The organism is Herbiconiux aconitum, from assembly GCF_024979235.1.
GTDB lineage: Bacteria > Actinomycetota > Actinomycetes > Actinomycetales > Microbacteriaceae > Herbiconiux > Herbiconiux aconitum.
This window is the reverse complement of the sequence record NZ_JANLCM010000004.1, coordinates 31944-47307: the sequence shown is the minus strand read 5'-3', so window position 1 is coordinate 47307 and position 15364 is coordinate 31944. Positions and strand designations below refer to the sequence as shown.

At 69.5% G+C, this 15364-nt stretch carries 14 protein-coding genes; 7 read left to right on the top strand and 7 right to left on the bottom strand.

Annotation, left to right across the window (positions count from 1 at the left end; translation table 11 throughout):
- Both N1027_RS19755 and N1027_RS19750 read left to right on the top strand, forming a co-directional pair.
- The coding region (locus tag N1027_RS19755) for an ABC transporter ATP-binding protein (protein ID WP_372499795.1) at positions 1 to 829 on the top strand (829 nt) is incomplete at its 5' end.
- Positions 811 to 2391 (top strand): transporter, encoded by a 1581-nt coding sequence (locus N1027_RS19750; RefSeq protein ID WP_259510750.1) that lies wholly within the window; start codon positions 811 to 813, stop codon positions 2389 to 2391. The genes N1027_RS19755 and N1027_RS19750, both read left to right, overlap by 19 nt.
- 7 nt (positions 2392 to 2398) lie before the next feature.
- On the opposite strand, the gene N1027_RS19745 is transcribed toward N1027_RS19750, so the two are convergent.
- Complete coding sequence (locus tag N1027_RS19745; RefSeq protein ID WP_259510747.1) at positions 2399 to 2821, bottom strand: DUF1801 domain-containing protein; 423 nt, start codon at positions 2819 to 2821, stop codon at positions 2399 to 2401.
- A gap of 143 nt (positions 2822 to 2964) precedes the next feature.
- Here N1027_RS19745 and N1027_RS19740 point away from each other — a divergent pair, with 143 nt between their 5' ends.
- Entirely contained in the window at positions 2965 to 3219 is a 255-nt protein-coding gene (locus tag N1027_RS19740; protein ID WP_259510745.1) for a hypothetical protein, read from the top strand.
- Between the two features lie 4 nt (positions 3220 to 3223).
- Positions 3224 to 3652: a type II toxin-antitoxin system VapC family toxin gene (locus N1027_RS19735; protein ID WP_259510743.1), complete on the top strand. Its 429-nt coding sequence runs from the start codon at positions 3224 to 3226 to the stop codon at positions 3650 to 3652.
- A 31-nt stretch (positions 3653 to 3683) separates the two neighbouring features.
- Here the strand turns inward: N1027_RS19735 and N1027_RS19730 are convergent, their stop codons facing one another.
- Positions 3684 to 4493, bottom strand: a complete 810-nt coding sequence (locus tag N1027_RS19730) for a DUF1206 domain-containing protein (protein WP_259510741.1) — start codon at positions 4491 to 4493, stop codon at positions 3684 to 3686.
- A 97-nt stretch (positions 4494 to 4590) separates the two neighbouring features.
- On the opposite strand from N1027_RS19730, the gene gltX reads away from it, so the two are divergent.
- Positions 4591 to 6105, top strand: coding sequence for a glutamate--tRNA ligase (gene gltX / locus N1027_RS19725; RefSeq protein WP_259510739.1), 1515 nt, complete (start codon positions 4591 to 4593; stop codon positions 6103 to 6105).
- Positions 6106 to 6196: 91 nt separating this feature from the next.
- Here the strand turns inward: gltX and N1027_RS19720 are convergent, their stop codons facing one another.
- From N1027_RS19720 to alr, 5 genes are all read right to left on the bottom strand, one after another.
- A complete protein-coding gene (locus N1027_RS19720; protein ID WP_259510737.1) occupies positions 6197 to 6790 on the bottom strand; it encodes a M15 family metallopeptidase in 594 nt (197 codons plus the stop codon).
- Positions 6791 to 7014: 224 nt separating this feature from the next.
- Positions 7015 to 7692 carry a response regulator gene (locus N1027_RS19715; protein ID WP_259510735.1) on the bottom strand — a complete coding sequence of 226 codons (678 nt, stop codon included), beginning with the start codon at positions 7690 to 7692 and terminating at the stop codon, positions 7015 to 7017.
- Entirely contained in the window at positions 7689 to 8954 is a 1266-nt protein-coding gene (locus N1027_RS19710) for a sensor histidine kinase (protein ID WP_259510733.1), read from the bottom strand. Before N1027_RS19710 ends, N1027_RS19715 begins: the two co-directional genes overlap by 4 nt.
- Positions 8951 to 9952 (bottom strand): D-alanine--D-alanine ligase, encoded by a 1002-nt coding sequence (locus tag N1027_RS19705; protein WP_259510726.1) that lies wholly within the window; start codon positions 9950 to 9952, stop codon positions 8951 to 8953. The genes N1027_RS19710 and N1027_RS19705 overlap by 4 nt, the downstream gene beginning before the upstream one ends.
- Complete coding sequence (gene alr, locus N1027_RS19700) at positions 9949 to 11193, bottom strand: alanine racemase (protein ID WP_259510724.1); 1245 nt, start codon at positions 11191 to 11193, stop codon at positions 9949 to 9951. The genes N1027_RS19705 and alr overlap by 4 nt, the downstream gene beginning before the upstream one ends.
- 221 nt (positions 11194 to 11414) lie before the next feature.
- On the opposite strand from alr, the gene N1027_RS19695 reads away from it, so the two are divergent.
- Together N1027_RS19695 and N1027_RS19690 are read left to right on the top strand one after the other, a co-directional pair.
- Positions 11415 to 13994: a glycoside hydrolase family 97 catalytic domain-containing protein gene (locus tag N1027_RS19695; protein ID WP_259510722.1), complete on the top strand. Its 2580-nt coding sequence runs from the start codon at positions 11415 to 11417 to the stop codon at positions 13992 to 13994.
- A gap of 25 nt (positions 13995 to 14019) precedes the next feature.
- Entirely contained in the window at positions 14020 to 15285 is a 1266-nt protein-coding gene (locus tag N1027_RS19690) for an ABC transporter substrate-binding protein (protein ID WP_259510720.1), read from the top strand.
- The last annotated feature ends 79 nt before the right edge of the window (positions 15286 to 15364 follow it).

Below are 15364 nucleotides of genomic sequence, written 5' to 3'. Positions count from 1 at the left end.
GCCCGCGTCGGCCGCCGCTGTGCCCGCCCCGGCCGCCGTGCCCGCCCCGGCCGCCGCCGGGCCCGCATCCGCCGGCCGGCCCGCGCTGCAGCTCACCGGCCTCAGCAAGCGCTTCGGCGACAAGCTCGCCGTCGACGACCTGAGCCTCAGTGTGCCGGTGGGGTCGTTCTACGGCCTGGTCGGCCCGAACGGCGCCGGCAAGACCACGACGCTCTCGATGGCCACGGGGCTGCTGCGTCCGGATGCGGGGCAGTCGCTGATCGACGGCGTGGACATGTGGCAGGAGCCGGTGCGGGCGAAATCGCTCGTCGGCAACCTCTCCGACGGCGTGAAGCTCTTCGACCGGCTCACCGGCGAGCAGCTCGTCACCTATAACGGCCTGCTGTTCGGTCTCGATCGCGGGGAAGTTGCAGAACGTGTCGGCGACCTGCTGAAGCTGCTCGACCTGGAGGAGGCGGCGGGCACGCTCGTGGTCGACTACTCGGCCGGCATGACGAAGAAGATCGCCCTGGCCTGCGCTCTCGTGCACGCCCCGCGGTTGCTGGTGCTCGACGAGCCGTTCGAGTCGGTCGATCCGGTGTCGGCGGCGAACATCCGCGACATCCTCGCCGGCTATGTGCAGAACGGTGGAACCGTGATCGTGTCCAGCCACGTGATGGACCTGGTGCAACGGATGTGCGACCACGTCGCCGTCGTCGCCAACGGCCGCGTGCTGGTGGCCGGCACGGTCGACGAGGTGCGCGGCGAATCCACGCTCGAAGACCGCTTCGTCGACCTCGTCGGCGGCCGCACCCATGCAGAGGGGCCGGAATGGTTGCGACGCTCGTAAAGCTCCGGTTCCTGGTTCTCCGCAACTCGCTGAAGCGGAGCGTCTGGCAGCTGGTGGCCGTGATCATCGGGGCCCTCTACGGGCTCGGCGTCCTCGGGGTGGCCGTGGCCGGGTTGGTGGCACTCGGCTTCGCGCCGGTCGAGGTCGCGACCACGGTCGTCGTGCTCGCCGGGTCGGCGGTCATCCTCGGCTGGATCGTGGTGCCGCTCGTGGCCTTCGGCATCGAGCAGACCCTCGACCCGGCGCGGCTCATGGTGTTCCCGCTGCCGATGAGCAAGCTGCTCGTCGGCCTCACGGCGGCGGGCGTGCTCGGGGTGCCCGGCATCGTCACCTCGATCGCCGCTCTCGCCACGATCGCGACCTGGCTGCGGTCGCCCTTCGCGGCCGTCGCGGCGGCGGTCTGCGCTGTCGTCGCCGTGCTGATCTGTGTGGTCGGATCGCGCACCGTGGCGGCGCTGTCGACGAGCCTGCAGTCGCGGCGGCGGTTCCGCGAGCTCGCGGGCATCCTCATCTTCATTCCGATCATCCTGCTGGGCCCGCTGATCGTCGGCCTCTCGCGTGGAATAGCACTGTCGGTGGATGCGCTCCCCGGCATCGCGCGGGCGCTCAGCTGGTCGCCGCTCGGCGCGCCCTGGGCGGTGCCGGCCGACATCGCGATCGGCGACTTCGGGGCGGCGGGGCTGAAGTTCCTCATCGCCCTCGCGACGCTGGCGTTGCTCGTCGTGATCTGGCGGTGGAGCCTCGGGGTGGCGCTCGTCTCGCCGGCCACCTCAGGCAGCAAGCGGGTGGCGCGCGGCAAGACGGGGCTGTTCGGGGTGCTCCCGGCCACACCGGCGGGCGCGATCGCGGCGCGGGCATTGACCTACTGGCGGCGTGATCCGCGCTATGCTCGGCAGCTGATCGTGGTGCCGCTCATCCCCTTCCTGCTCTGGTTCTACTCCAACAACCTGGGGTCGTTCGCGCTGCTGAACGCCGCCGGACCGATCATCGCGTTCCTGCTCGCTCTCGGCATCTACACCGATATCTCCTACGACGGCACCGCGTTCGCCACGCACATCGCCGACGGTGTGCGCGGGCGCGACGACCGCATCGGGCGGGTCGCGGCGCTCGCCGTCATCTCGGTGCCGCTGGTGATCGCCATCACGCTGATCTCGGTGGCGGTGAGCAACTCGTGGGCGCAGCTGCCGATGCTCTTCGGGCTGTGTGCCGCGGCGCTGCTCGGCGGATTCGGGGTGGTGAGCGTGTCGTCGTCGCAGATCGTGGTGCCGGTTCCCGCGGCGGGCGACAACCCCTTCAAGTCGGCGCCCGGTGCCGGGTTCACCACGGCGCTCTCCGGGTTCGCCACCTGGGGTGTTTCGCTCTTGCTGATGATCCCCGCCTCCGTCGTGGCCGTGCTGAGCCTGGTCTTCGCCTCGGCCCTGCTGGGGTGGTTGACGTTGGTGGTGGGCGTGGTACTCGGTGCGGTGTTCTTCGTGATCGGCGTGCGGATCGGCGGCGCTCAGCTCGATCGGCGGGCGCCCGATCTGCTCGTCCGCCTGCGTGCGCAGCGTTCGGCGGCGTAACGGCGCTTCAGAGCTGGGAGATCCACTGGCGTAGTGCGGCACCGAAGCCTTCGGCTCGGGCGTCGAGCGCGCCCGTGTCGGCGAAGGCGACGATGGCGCGGTTGCGGCCGAGCCATTTCAGGAGTCCGTCCGGGTCGTCGATCACGAGCTCCGGATGCGCCGGGTCGGGTTTCGCGCCGGTGTGCAGCACCACGCGCACCGTGTTGCCGGGGCGCAGGTTCAGGGTGGCGAAGTCGATGGCGGTGCCGTCGGTCCGTGCGAGCGCGTAACTCGGGGAGTTCCACTTCACCGACTCGGTGATGCGCGCATCCGTCGCCCGGATGATGCTGCGGAGGCGCTGGATGTCGGCTTCGCGTGGGCTCACGAGCCCGGCGACGAGCGCGTCGACCCCGGGGTCGGCGGGCGCCGAGGTATCGCTCTGCTCAGTCAATCGCGTCGCTCCGTCATGTTTCGAGCCTAGAGCGCTGCTTTGCGTCTCGTCCTGCACAATCGCGAGGTTGCGCGATCCTCTCCCCAGATGTGGTCAGGATGACCACCCGATACTGCTGGCAGTATTGGCTGTACGGTATGAGCATGAAGACGACATTCGATATTCCCGAGCCCCTGGTGAAGGAGATCAAACGCATCGCCCGCGAACGCGGGGTCACGGCGCGAGCGGTCGTGCAACAGGCGCTCACGCGAGTGGTCGAGGAAGCGCGATCGGAGCAGCGCTTCCGGCTGCCTGACGCGAGTGTGGCCGGGTGGGACGCCATGGCGCCTGAGGCGAGGTCGCACGTCGACCAGAACGGCGGGCTTCACGCCCTCGTGCTGAAATCGTACGAGCGGTAGGCGCGTGCGCGCTGTCGACACGAACGTGCTCGTGCACGCGTTCCTCGTCGATTCCCCGTTGCACGAGAAGGCGGCGACCGCGGTTCGCGAGCTCGCCGAGAGCCCAGCTGCCTGGGCGATTCCTTGGCCCTGCATCCACGAGTTCTACGCGGTCGTGACGAATCCGAAGATTTTTCCCGGAGCTGCGCTCTCCCAAGCGGCACGGCGGCAGATCGACATCTGGCGGTCGTCTCCATCGCTCCAGCTGTTGGGGGAGACGAGTTCGCATTGGGCGACGCTCGAACGCCTCCTCGACGTCGCCGCGGTCGTCGGGCCGCGGGTTCACGACGCCCGGATCGCCGCGATCTGCGTCGATCACGGGGTGAGCGACATCCTCACCCAAGACCGCGACTTCGCCCGCTTCGAGGGCGTGGCGGTGGTCAACCTGGAGTAGCGGGCGGCGGCCAAGACGGAGCCCGAAGCGGTCAGAGACGCGCCAGACGGGCTCGGGCGCCGAGGAACACACCGTAGAAGATGAGACCGACTCCGACCGCTACGAGCACCACGATGCCGAAGGGGAGGTCGGTGAGCGACTTCAGGGCGCCGTCGAGACCGGCGGCCTTCTCGGCGTCGTAGGTCACCGCCGCCACCACGAAAAGCACGCCGACGACAGCGAGTGCCACCCCCTGAGCGATGTAACCGACGACTCCGAGCACGGTGACCGCCCGCCCGGCGGCACCGGCGGGGGTTGTGATGAGTTTGCGGAAGGTGCGGCGGATTCCGATCGAGATGAACCCGATGCCGAACCCCACCACGGCGAGCCCGACCGCCACCAGCAGGAACACCCCGCCGGGGGTCGCGAGTGCCGTGGCGCTCGCCGACTTGCTGTTCTCGGACGAGTCGCTCGAACCGCCCAGCGCGAACACCAGCGCCGTGCTTCCGAGCACGAGGTACACCACGGCCTTGCCGGCCTCCTTGGCGCGTTTGCCCCACTTCTTCTTCGCATCCGGGTCGGTGGCGAGAATGACCTGCGCCACCTCCCACAGTCCGAGTGCGAACAGTCCGACCACCGAGATCCACAGCACCACCAGGCCGCCCGGAGTGTCGGAGAGCCCCTGCAGCGCACCACTCTGATCGGCCTCCCCGCCCTGCCCGCCGCGCAGGGCGATGCCGATGGCGATGCCGCCGATCAACACGTGGAGCAGGCCGTTCACGGCATAGCCCGAGCGGGCGAGCATCTGGAAGACACGGCTCTGGCTGACGTCACGCACGGCGCGTTTGGGGGTCGTGGTCATCTCTCCAGCGTGGCACCCCTGTGCACAAATCGGATCCATCCACAGGATGCCCGTTCAGGCGCCTCGGGCGAGCCCTGCCCCGTAGAATCGACGGGTCATGAGCGCAACTTCCCCGCATCCGTTCTCCACCGCCACCGGAGCCGACGTCCGCGTCCGGTTCTGCCCGAGCCCCACCGGCACGCCGCACGTCGGTCTCGTGCGCACCGCCCTGTTCAACTGGGCCTACGCCCGGCACACCGGGGGCAAACTGATCTTCCGCATCGAAGACACGGATGCGAGTCGCGACTCCGAAGAGAGCTACGAGCAGATCATCGACGCACTCACCTGGCTCGGCCTGAATTGGGACGAGGGGGTGAACGTCGGCGGCCCGCATGCGCCCTACCGGCAGTCGGAGCGTTACGACATCTATCGCGCCGTGATCGCGCAGTTACTGGAGTCGGGGCACGTCTACGAGAGCTTCTCGAACGCCGAGGAGATCGACGCCCGCAACGAAGCGGCGGGCCGCGCGAAGCAGCTCGGTTATGACAACTTCGACCGCGATCTCACCGACGAGCAGAAGGCGGCGTTCCGCGCCGAGGGCCGCGAACCTGCCCTGCGGCTTCGCGTGCCCGACGCCGATCTGTCGTTCGACGACCTGGTGCGGGGCGACATCACCTTCCCGGCCGGTTCGTTCACCGACTTCGTGATCGTGCGCCCGAACGGGCATCCGCTCTACACCCTCGTCAACCCGCTCGACGACGCGCTGATGGGCGTCACCCACGTGCTGCGCGGCGAAGACCTGCTCTCGTCGACCCCGCGGCAGATCGCGCTCTACCACGCGCTCATCGAGATCGGCATCACCACCTTCGTGCCGCGCTTCGGCCACCTGCCCTACGTGATGGGCGACGGCAACAAGAAGCTCTCGAAGCGCGACCCCGAGTCGAACCTGTTCCACCACCGCGACCGCGGCTTCATTCCCGAGGGCCTCGTGAACTACCTGGCGCTGCTCGGCTGGTCGCTCGCGCCCGACCGCGACGTGTTCTCGCTCGACGAGATGGTGGCCGCCTTCGATGTGGTCGACGTGCTGCCCAACCCGGCCCGCTTCGACCTGAAGAAGGCCGAATCGATCGACGGCGACCACATCCGTCTGCTCGCGGCCGACGACTTCGCGGGCCGGCTGGTGCCCTACCTCGAGGCCGCCGGCGTCGTGACGGCGCCGCTCACCGAGCTGCAGCGCGGCATCCTGGCGCAGGCCGCCCCGCTGGTGCAGACCCGAATGGCGCTGCTCGGCGAGGCGCCCGAGCTGCTCGGCTCCTTCTTCGTGACCGCGGCCGCTCTCGACTACGCTCCGGATGCGCTCGCGAGCCTTCCTGAGAACGCGGGCGTCGTGCTCGCGGCCGCGATCGGCGCCCTCGAGGAGGTGCCACTCTCGGAGTGGAACCACGACGCGATCCAGTCCGCACTGGCCGACGCCCTCATCGAGGGTCTGGGGCTGAAGCCGCGGGTGGCTTACGGACCCTTGCGGGTCGCCGTCTCGGGGCGGCGCATCTCGCCGCCGCTGTTCGAATCGATGGAGATCCTCGGCAAAGAGGAGACCGTCGCGCGCCTCGACAAGTTGGTCAACGCGCTCTGAACATATGGCCCGCCGTTCCGGTGGCGCGGAATTTATGGCCCGTTGGTTCAGCGGCGCGGAACATATGGGCCGCTGATCCGGCGGCGGGTCGTCAGCCGGCCGAACTGTCGGTGAGGGGCGGCGGGCAGGTGCCGGAGGCGTCGGCTCCGAGCTCAAAGTGCCAGGCCTCGTTCGCGTAGATCTGGCACAGGCCGAACTCCCCGCCGAAGCGGTTGAGCCAGTCCATGGCGTCGGCGGTGGCGATGTCGACCGCTTCGCCGAGCACATGCTTTGACTGGTCGGGCTCTTTGACCCAGCGGGACGCCTCTTCGGCGCTGCCGTACTCGGTGACGGCCTGGTCGAAGAGGTACTGCTGGTAGCGGGCACTCCGCCAGCCGTCGACCAGGGTGAACTCCACGTCGTCAGCGGCGGCGGCCTGGGCGGCGTTCGCGAGCGCGTCGCGGAGGTCCGGGTCGAGGTTCGTGACCGCCGGCACATCGTCGGTCAAGGCCACCCGGTCTCCGACCGGGATATACCCGTCGGCCTGCCCGAGGTCGGTGGAGGTGCTGATCGGAGCACTGTCGGTCCGGCTGTCGGGGCGCCCGGCGCCATGAGCGGCGGCGACACCTCCGATGACGGCGCAGCCGGAGAGCGCGAGGAGAACGGATGCCGCGGCGAGGGCGGTGAGGAGGGGGCGGAGGTGCACGATGGATCCTTTCTGAACACGATCCAGCCTCGCGTTCCTCGCACGACGGCGAATCGGCATCCGGTTCCGACCGTCTCGTCCGCAGGTGCCTGGATTCCCGTACCCGCGGGCGGCGGAATGTCCGGAGGTGCCGCCCCCACTCCCTCGCGAGTCGCCACAATCCGCCCCGAATGGGCTTCGGCAGGGCGGATTATGGCGAGTCGTGAAGAGGAGGGGGTCGCCGGTCAGACCAAGTCGTACTCGTAGGCGAACACGACGATCTGCACCCGGTCGCGCAGCGAGAGCTTGCGGAGAATCGACCCGACGTGCGTCTTCACGGTCGATTCGCTCGTGAACAGCGACTTGGCGACCTCGGCGTTCGAGGCGCCCCGTGCCACGGCATCGAAGACGTCGCGCTCCTTCTCGGTCAGCGTTCCGAACGCTTGCGGGGCCGGGGCGCGCTCCGGGAACCGCCCGCTCAGCAGGGCTGCGAGGTTCTGCGGGGCGAGCACGGCGTTGCCGGCGTGCACCGTGCGGATCGCGTCGATCAGCATCGCCGGAGTCGTGTCCTTCAGGATGAAGCCGCTCGCGCCATGCCGGATGGCGGTGGCCGCCCGGTCGTCGAGGTCGAACGTCGTCAGCACCAGCACGCGAACCGGATGGGGCCGCCGCTGCACGCGGTCGGGGAGGAAGATCTGGCGGGTCGCTTCGACGCCGTCGAGTTCCGGCATCCGGATGTCCATCAGCACGACATCGGGGGCGAGCGCGTCGACCAGCTCGACCGCTTCGGCGCCGTCGCTGGCCGTGCCCACGACCTCGAGCCCGGCCTGGGCGTCGATGATCACGCGCATGCCCTCGCGGAAGAGATCCTGGTCGTCGACGAGCAGCACGCGGATGGGCGTCGAATCGGGCGAGGCGCTCACGGGAGCGCCACCTCGAGCGGCCGGCCGGCGCGCACGGGCAACGAGGCGGTGACGCTGAAGACGGGGGAGCTTTCGAGGGAGTCATGCACCTCGAGGGAGCCGCCCACCGATTCGAGTCGCCGCGCCATCCCGGCGATACCGCTGCCGCTCGCGTTCGCCGCATCGCCGTCGGACTCGTCGTCGTGGGGCGAGGCGGGCTCGGCGTGGTTCGTGACGGTGAGCTGTAACCGGTCGTTCCACTGGCGGGTGACCGCGATCGCGCCGTCGCGCCGGCCGTGCTTCAAAGCGTTGGTGAGCATCTCCTGCAGCACCCGGAACGCGACGGTCGCGAGCTCCGGTGGCAGGGGCTGCGGTGAGCCGAGATCGGTGACGATGATCTCGTTGCCGCTCGCGCGCGTCGTATCGATCAGTGTGTCGAGGTCGGTGCGGTGCTCCGGATCGCCGTCGGGTGACGCGAGCACCGCTCGCACCTCCTGCAGCGAGGCCCGGGCGGTGGCGGCGATGTTCGCCATGGTGTGTTTGAGCGCCGCCGGCTCCGCGCTGTCGAGGAACTGGGCCGATTCTGCCTGAGCCAGGATGACCGTCAGCGAGTGCCCGACCACGTCGTGCACGTCGCGCGCGAGCCGGGCCTGACCCTCGCGGAGCGTCGCGATCTCGGTCATCCGCGCCCGCTCGAGTTGAGCGCTCAGCGCCTCCGCCTCCGCCTCCGACTGCGAGCGCTGCGACGCCCGGGCCGCTCCCCAGTTGCGCGCGGCGAGCCCGGCGAACCACGGCAGCGCGAGCACACCGGCGATCATCGGCAAGACAACCAGCGGCCAGGAGATACCGCTGTCGACGAGCGGAACGATGAGGTTGCGCACGACGCGAGTGCCCCAGAGCCCGTTCGCGAGAATGCCGACGTAACCGAGGGCGAAGAACGTGGCGACCGGGATGGAGAGCCCGCTGGCCCAGAGCAACGGCCGCGTGCCCCAGCGCGCGAGCCCGAAGGCCACGCCCACCACGGCGAGCTCGACCAGCATGAGGTCGGTCATGGTCGCCGCCTGCACGACGAGGAGGGCCCAGAGGATGCCGAACGACCACCATCCGGCATGGCGCACCAGCGCCACGGCCAGGGCGGTGCCGACCGCGACGAGCAGGGTCACCGACCCGCCGCCGTACCCCGAGTAGGCGTTGGCGTAGGCCTCCCAGAAGCCCAGCAGGAGGATGACGAACCCGATGGCGACATCAGGCGCCCAGGCGCGGATGATCGGCGAGTGCATCATGACATTATCCTTTGGTCGTCTGAGTATTCTTCGACCGTCGGGGCCAGCGGTCGGCGCGTGCCGAGAGCGCCCTCGATGAGGAGTTCGAGCAGCTCGGAGTAGGAGATGCCGGCCGCCTGGAACATCCGCGGCACCTGCGACTGCGCCGTGAATCCGGGTGTGGTGTTGACCTCGTTGAGCACCGGCCCGTCGGCGGTGAGAAAGAAGTCGATCCGCGCGACGCCGGAGCAGTCGAGGGCGTCGTACATCCGCTCCGCAGCCCGCTCGAGCTCCCACCGCTCCTCGTGGCTGAGCTCGGCCGGAACCCGGAACACCGCTCGCCCGCCGTACTTGGTTCCGTGGTCGAACACACCCTCGGCCTCGATCTCCAGTGGCGGCGCCACCACGATCGAGCCGTCGGCCCGGCGCAGCACGGCGACATCGATCTCGCGGCCGACGAGTCGCTCCTCGATGAGGAGGCGGTCGTCCACAGCGAGAGCGGCCTCGATCGCGGCGGGCAACTCGGCTGCCGAGGAGACGAGTGACACCCCGACGCTCGACCCCGCCGACACGGGCTTCACCACGACGGCCTCCCGGAAACGGTAGGCATGTGCGGTGGCGCGGTCGAGCAGCACGGCTGATGCGGTCGGGATGCCGACGTCGTTCGCGAGCAGTTTCGTGACCCGCTTGTCCATGCCGATCGCGCCCGCCCCGATGCCCGAACCGACATAGGGCACGCCGATCAGATCGCAGAGGGCGGCGAGGGCGCCGTCTTCTCCCAGTCGCCCGTGCACCATCGGAATAGCGACGTCGCAGCCGCGCAACACCTCGATCGCCTGCGGCAGGCCGATCTCAGCACCGGTGGCATCCTCCCATCGACCAGAACGGTCGATGGTGAGCGGCACGACGTCATGACGCGAGCGATCGAGCCCGGCGACGACCGCCGCGGCCGAGACCAACGAGACCTCGTGCTCGGAATTGCGCCCGCCACCGATCACGACGACCTGCAGCCGGCTCATGCGACCGACTCCCGGGCCGAACGGCTCGCGGGTGACGTCGGCAGCCTCGACGACGGCCGCGCCTCCATCGCGTCCGTCGCCCCCGTCGCCTCTGCCAGCTCGCCACCCGTGCCTCGGCGCGATCCGCCGACCGTGCGCCGCCGCACCCGATCGCCGACGCCCGTCACGATCTCGTGTTCGATCGTGCCGGCCCAGTCCGCCCAGTCGGCGACGGTCGGTTCGCCCGCGCCGCCGGGGCCGAAGACGGTGACCGATTCGCCGACGTCGGCACCCGAATCGCCGAGGTCGATGACGGCCTGGTCCATCGACATCCGGCCGACCACCGGATGCCGGCGACCGCGCACCTGAACCTCCGCGCGCCCGGTGGCGCTGCGCGGCAGACCGTCGGCATAACCGAGACCGATGAGCCCGAGGCGGGTGGAGCGTGGCGCCACCCAGTCGTGTCCGTAGCCGACCGGCGTGCCGACGGAGACCTTGCGCACGAGCAGGAGCGGTGCCGTGAGGGTCATCGCCGGCTCGAGCCGTGCGGTGCGGGAGAGGTCGATGCCCACGAGCCCGGCTCCCACGCGGCAGGCCGTGAAGTGGCCGCTCGGCTGCGTGAGCGTGGCCGAGGTCGCGGTGAGGTGCAGGATGTGCGGGTCGAGGCCCGAGAGACGGGCGACATCGAGGCCCCACTCGAAGAGGGCACGGCCCAGCCGGTTGGTCGGGGCGCCAGGGTCGTCGCCGTCGGCGAGATGACCCATCAGACCGACGACCCGGATGCGCCCGGCGAGCTCGGCTTCCTTCGCTTCGCGGCAGAGTTCGATCCAGCGGGTGGGTTCGGCGCCGTCACGGGCCATGCCGGTGTCGAGGTGCAGGTGCACGCGGGCGACGCCCGTCGTGGCGACGATCGAGCGCAGGTGCTCGACACTCGGTACCGCGAGGTCGACACCGGAGTCGACGGCGCTTCGGTAGTCGTCGCCCGGATGGGTGAGCCAGCAGGTGATCGGGGTGGCGATGCCCGCGCGTCGCAACGCGAGCGCCTCGTCGATCGACGCGACCCCGAGCCGGGTGGCCCCGTTCGCCAGGGCCGTGCGGGCGACCGGGACCGCACCGTGGCCGTAGCCGTCGGCTTTGACCACGGCCATGAGTTCGCCCGCCGAGCGCGCAGCGAAGAACCGGGTATTTGCGGCGACCGCATCGAGGTCGATGGTGAGCAGCGGCCCGGATGCAGCGGTCGCCGACGAGGGAAGTGACATCATTCCCCGCACGCTACGGATGCCGATGGTGCCGGCGCATCCGCCGGAGGTACAGGCAGGCGAGCCGCTGGTACCGTTCTACCGTCAGGCATGGGGCTCGGGGAGAAGAGTCGAAACGTCCAGGCGCTGGGTTCTAAAGGCCATAGCTCGGAGAGCCGCGTGCGCAATAGCCTCGACATCGGGCGTGGCACCCGTTCCCGATCGACCCGAACCCAGGAGACAGAGTGGTCACCGACATCCTTCCCGCTTTCGCCGCGGTTCGCGGAGACGTTCGGGCCGTGATCGAAATCGACGCGGAGGGCCCGCAACTCGCGGTCGACCGAAGCGCGGTCGACGGGGGCGCTGTCGCGGACCCGCTCGTCGTGCGACTCGGCATCACCGTGGGGGGAGTCGACTTGGCGGCCTCCAGCACACTGCTCCGGTCGGTCACGCAGACCGTCTCCGACAGCCTCACCGCGGTCTCGGGCAAGGCAACTGGGCCCTGGGCGTTCGAGCACGAGGAGCTGACGGCCACGTTCCGCCACGAGACGGGACTCGAGTGGCGAATCGTCGTGCGCGTCGGCGACGACGGCTTCGCCCTGCGGTACGAGGTGCCCGACCTGCAAGGCGTCTCCACGCTCGACACGGAGGCGACGTCGATCGATCTCGCCCTGTTCGACCGCGCCTGGGTGCTCGACTACCAGACCTGGTATGAGACCCCGCGCTCGGGTGTCGACGTGGCCGAGCTCGCGTCCGGCGACTACGGCTTCCCCTTCCTTCTCCGACACTCCAACGGGCAGTACCTGCTGATCACGGAGTCCGGCATCGACGGGCGCTTCAGTGGAGCGCACGCTTCCGTCGCACCGGATGCCGCCTCTCTCCGATTTCGGCAGGCCGACCCGGGCAGCGGGATCGCGCGCGGCTGGTCGACCCCCTGGCGGGTGTTCGTGGCGGGCGATCTGGCGACCGTGGTCGAGACCCGACTGGTCGACGAATTGGCGCCGCCGCAGCATCCACTCGTCGGCGATCCGTCCTGGGTGCGCCCTGGCCGGGCAGCCTGGTCGTGGTGGTCGGACTTTTATTCGAGCGCCCAGCTCGACGCGCAGAAGCACTTCGTCGACGTGTCCGCCGAGTTCGGCTGGGAGCACCTGCTGATCGACTGCGGCTGGGAGGAGACCTGGGTTCCGGAGATCGTGGCGTATGCCTCCGCGCGCGGCATCCAGGTGCATCTCTGGACGATCTGGCACGACATCGACGGCCCGGAGAAGCTGCAAAGGCTCGCGCTCTGGCGCTCGTGGGGCGTCGCTGGAATCAAGGTCGACTTCATGGAGTCGGAGTCGAAAGACCGCTATCGCTGGTATGACTCGGTGCTCGCGGAGACCGCGCGACTCGGGCTGATGGTGAACTTCCACGGCTCGGTCATCCCGCGCGGTTGGGCGCGCACTTGGCCGCAGGTGATCGGTTACGAAGCCATCCGCGGCGCCGAGTACTACGTGTTCTACAACGATCTCCCGCTGACCGCCAGGCACAACGTGATCCAGCCATTCACCCGCAATGTGGTCGGCGCCATGGACTACACGCCGGTGGCGTTCAGCGCACCGGGACGCACCACCAGCGACGGGCACGAACTGGGCATGAGCGTGGCCTTCGAATGCGGCATCACCAACTTCGCCGACGGCGTGGATGCCTACCGCGACCGACCGCTCGCCGCCCGGCTGCTCTCGGAACTGCCCCCGGTCTGGGACGAGACCCGGCTGCTCGCCGGAACCCCCGACACCGAAGCGGTGATCGCCCGCCGATCGGGTGATCGGTGGTTCCTCGGCGGCATCGCAACCGGGGAGGCCAGAACGCTCGTGATCCCGCTCGCGCGGCTGGGCGGCTCGCGCCTTCGCGCCTGGGTGGTGACCGACCTGCCCGGTGGCGAGGGTCGCGGCCTCGCGGAGACAGACGGTCTGGTCGAGAAGACCCTCGTGGTCGACGTCGCCGCGGGCGGCGGATTCGCCGCCGTGCTCGCGCCGGTCGGTGCACCGCTGTTTCGTTCGGCGCCCGCCGAGCGTGAGACGCCGCCGCGGGTCGAGCCGCGACTGGGCGTATTGGATGCCGGGAATCGCGCCGTTCTGAGCGTCGACGCCGGGGCATCCGTTCGGGTGCCTCCCGCCTGGCGGGCCGACCGCGTCGACGAGACGAGCTGGATCGTCACGGCCCCCGACTCCCTCGGGGCCGGCGCGCTCGGCGTGGTCACCGTCGAGACGCCGGGTCGCCGTGGCGCACCGGTGGTCACCCACGCCCGCCTGGTCAAGCCGCTCGGCTCGGGCCCCATCCGTCTCTCCACCCTGCCGATGCTCTCGTTCCAGAACGAGAGCGGCCCGGTCGAGCGTGACCAGAGCAACGGCGGCGGCAATCCGCGAGACGGCAACCGGATGCGCGTGGCCGGCGCGTCGTTCGACCACGGTTTCGGGGTGTCGACGCCCTCGGCCTTCCGCCTCTTCCTTGGCTCCCGCGGCGACCGCCTGACCGGTGTCCTCGGCATCGACGACGAGACGCCGGATACCGCCGCGGTGGCGATCGTGGAGGCCGACGAACGCGAGCTGCTGCGGGTGACGCTGCGCGCCGGCGCCGAAACGGTGCCCTTCGACCTCGACGTGCGAGGCACCGGCATCCTGACGCTTCGAACCGAGCGCCGGCCCGGCGACGTTCCCGTCGCCTACGAGCGGGCCGCCCTCTCCTTCGAGTCGGGTGCACCCGACGCCGCCCATGTCGACTGGGCGTCCCTCATCCTCACCACCCACCAGTCCGACGCAATCACATCACGCGACGATCACTGACGATCGCGCTCAGAAAGGGAATCCCATGCACAAGAAATGGCTCATCGCCCCGGCCCTCGTCGCCGTGGGCGCTCTGCTCGCGGCGTGCTCCAGCGGCTCGTCGGCCGACGGCGGCGGCGACGAGAAAGTCACCATCACCTACGGCGTCTGGGCCGGCACCCAGACCCCGGCGATGAAGGAGATCGCGGCGGCGTTCACCGAAGAGAACCCGAACATCACGGTGAAGGTGGAAGAGCGGCCCTGGCCGGAATACTGGTCGACCCTGCAGACGGGCGCGGCCGGCGGCACAGCTCCAGATGCGTTCTGGATGCTCGCGCAGCAGATCCAGCCCTACGCCGAGGGCAACCAGCTGCTCGACATCAGCGACGAGATCGACAAAGAAGGCGTCGACCTTGCCAAGTACCCGAAGGCAGTGCTCGACCTCTACGACCAGGGCGACGGCAAGATCTACGGCCTTCCGAAAGACGTCGACACCAACGCCGTCTGGTTCAACAAGGCCATCTTCGACAAGGCCGGTGTCGCCTACCCGAGCGCCGACTGGACCTGGGACGACTACCGCGAGACCGCGAAGAAGCTCACCGACCCTGCTGCCGGCGTCTGGGGCACGGCGGCGCCCATCGACTACCAGAGCGGCTACTACAACACCATCTTCCAGGCGGGCGGCCAGGTGATCGCCGACGACGGCAAGACCTCGCTGATCGATACCCCGGAGGCCCAAGCCGGCATCAAGTTCTGGACCGATCTGCAAGCCGACGGCTCTTCGCCGACCCTGCAGCAGCTCTCCGACACCGAGGCGGAGACCATGTTCGAACAGGGCAAGATCGGCATGTTCATGTCGGCCGCGTTCTGGGCGCCGCAGCTCTACGCCAACGAGGAGATCAAGCCGAACATCGACATCGCGCCCCTTCCCATCGGCAAGGAGCGGGCGACCGTCACGAGCGGAATCGAGAACGTCGGCTACGCCGGCACCAAGCACCCGGATGCCGTGAAGAAGTTCCTGATCTTCGCCAGCGGTGAGACGGCAGCCAACATCCAGGCCAAGGCCGGGGCGGTGCTGCCCGCCTACGAGGGCACCGAGCAGACCTGGCTCGACGCCATGCCCGACTTCCCGAACCTGAAGATCTTCGTGGAGGCCAAGGAGTACTCGGTGCCCCTCCCCGTGCAGGGCAACGCTGCGGAATGGCAGGGCATGCAGACCAAATACCTCACGGATGCCTGGAACGGCACCGCGACGGTCGAAGACGCCACGAAGCAATACGCCGACGCGATCGACAAGGTCCTGGCCGAGTAGCCGATGACCTCGACCCTCACCCGGCCAGGGCGGCAGCAAGCCCGCCGCCCTGGCCCGGCTCCTTCGCCTCCCCGCCGCC

Excerpts from the sequence above, each read along its gene's own strand:
- N1027_RS19705 (WP_259510726.1), bottom strand. The coding sequence starts at position 9,952 with ATGAGCCGGCTGCAGGTCGTCGTGATCGGTGGCGGGCGCAATTCCGAG.
- N1027_RS19690 (WP_259510720.1), top strand. The coding sequence starts at position 14,020 with ATGCACAAGAAATGGCTCATCGCCCCGGCCCTCGTCGCCGTGGGCGCT.
- N1027_RS19750 (WP_259510750.1), top strand. The coding sequence starts at position 811 with ATGGTTGCGACGCTCGTAAAGCTCCGGTTCCTGGTTCTCCGCAACTCG.
- gltX (WP_259510739.1), top strand. The coding sequence starts at position 4,591 with ATGAGCGCAACTTCCCCGCATCCGTTCTCCACCGCCACCGGAGCCGAC.
- N1027_RS19730 (WP_259510741.1), bottom strand. The coding sequence starts at position 4,493 with ATGACCACGACCCCCAAACGCGCCGTGCGTGACGTCAGCCAGAGCCGT.
- N1027_RS19710 (WP_259510733.1), bottom strand. The coding sequence starts at position 8,954 with ATGATGCACTCGCCGATCATCCGCGCCTGGGCGCCTGATGTCGCCATC.
- N1027_RS19740 (WP_259510745.1), top strand. The coding sequence starts at position 2,965 with ATGAAGACGACATTCGATATTCCCGAGCCCCTGGTGAAGGAGATCAAA.
- alr (WP_259510724.1), bottom strand. The coding sequence starts at position 11,193 with ATGATGTCACTTCCCTCGTCGGCGACCGCTGCATCCGGGCCGCTGCTC.